This window comes from Amycolatopsis sp. CA-126428 (genome assembly GCF_002904335.1).
Taxonomy (GTDB): domain Bacteria; phylum Actinomycetota; class Actinomycetes; order Mycobacteriales; family Pseudonocardiaceae; genus Amycolatopsis.
Window position 1 is genome coordinate 1 of record NZ_PPHF01000186.1, and the last position, 1,555, is coordinate 1,555.

The window sequence follows — 1,555 nt, forward strand, 5'->3', positions numbered from 1 at the left end:
GCTGTTCTCGTCGTTCGCCGGCACGGTCGGCGCGGCGGGACAGGGCAGCTACGCGGCGGCCAACGCCTACCTCGACGGGCTGGCCGAGTACCGCGCGGCTTCCGGGCTCGCGGCGACGTCGATCGCCTGGGGCCCGTGGGCGGGCAGCGGCATGGCCACCGACGAGAAGGTCGACGCCCGGATGCGGCGCGGTGGCACGCCGCCGATGGCCGCCGAAACGGCGCTGCTGGCGCTCCGGCAAGCGGTCGCGCACGACACGTTCGTCGCCGTCGCCGACGTCGAGTGGGAACGGTTCGCCCCCGGCTTCACCGCGGCCCGGCCGAGCGCGCTCATCGGCGACCTGCCCGAGGCCCGCCGCGTCTTCGCCGACGCGGCCGCCGACGACACCGGGCACGGCCCCTCGTCCGTGCCGGACCGGATCGGCTCGCTGCCGGACGCCGAGGCCCGCCGCGCGCTGCTCGACCTCGTGCGCGCCCACGCCGCCGCGGTGCTCGGCCACCCCGGCCCCGAACACATCGAGCCGGGCCGGGCGTTCCGCGATCTCGGCTTCGACTCGCTGACCGCCGTCGAGCTGCGCACTTCCCTCGGCGCGGCCACCGGGCTGCGGCTGCCGGCCACGATGGTCTTCGACTACCCGAACGCCACCGTCCTGGCCGGCTACCTCGCCGGCGAGCTGCTCGGCTCGCCCGCGGACACCGGCGAGCAGCCGGCCGTGCCCGCCGTCCTCGACACCGACGCCGATCCGATCGTGATCGTCGGGATGGGGTGCCGGTTCCCCGGCGGGGTGCGTTCGCCCGAGGACTTCTGGGGCCTGCTCGAAGCGGGTGCCGACGCGATGAGCCCGTTCCCCGCCGACCGTGGGTGGGACGGCGAGGGCATCGGCGGTTTCCTCGACGGCGCCGCGGACTTCGACGCGGACTTCTTCGGGGTCTCGCCGCGCGAGGCGGTGGCGATGGACCCGCAGCAGCGGCTGCTGCTCGAGACGTCCTGGGAGGCGCTCGAAGACGCCGGCATCGATCCGCTGTCGCTGCGCGGCGACTCGGTCGGCGTCTTCATGGGGTCGAACGGCCAGGACTACCCGTGGCTGCTGCTGGGCACCGACGCGGACTCCGGCGGCTTCGCGGGCACGGGCAACGCGGCGAGCGTGCTGTCCGGCCGGATCGCGTACGTGCTGGGCCTCGAAGGACCCGCGGTGACGGTGGACACGGCGTGCTCGTCGTCGCTGGTGGCCCTGCACTGGGGGGTCGAATCGCTCCGGACCGGGGGCTGCTCGCTCGCGCTGGTCGGCGGGGTGACCGTGATGTCGACGCCGGGCTCGTTCGTGGAGTTCGACCGGCAGGGCGGGTTGGCGCCCGACGGCCGGGTGAAGGCGTTTTCCGAGGACGCGGACGGCACGGCGTGGGCCGAAGGCGTCGGCGTGCTGGTCGTGGAGCGGCTGTCCGATGCGCGGCGCCGTGGGCACACGGTGCTGGCGGTGGTGCGCGGGTCGGCGGTGAACCAGGATGGTGCGTCGAACGGGTTGACGGCGCCGAACGGTCCGTCGCAGCAGCGGGTG

Annotated in this window: 1 protein-coding gene; it reads left to right on the forward strand. The window is 75.1% G+C overall.

Annotated elements, in window-relative coordinates:
- Positions 1-1,555, forward strand: a 1,555-nt coding sequence (locus C2L58_RS47485) for a type I polyketide synthase (RefSeq protein WP_146073852.1), incomplete at both ends; no start/stop codon positions are given.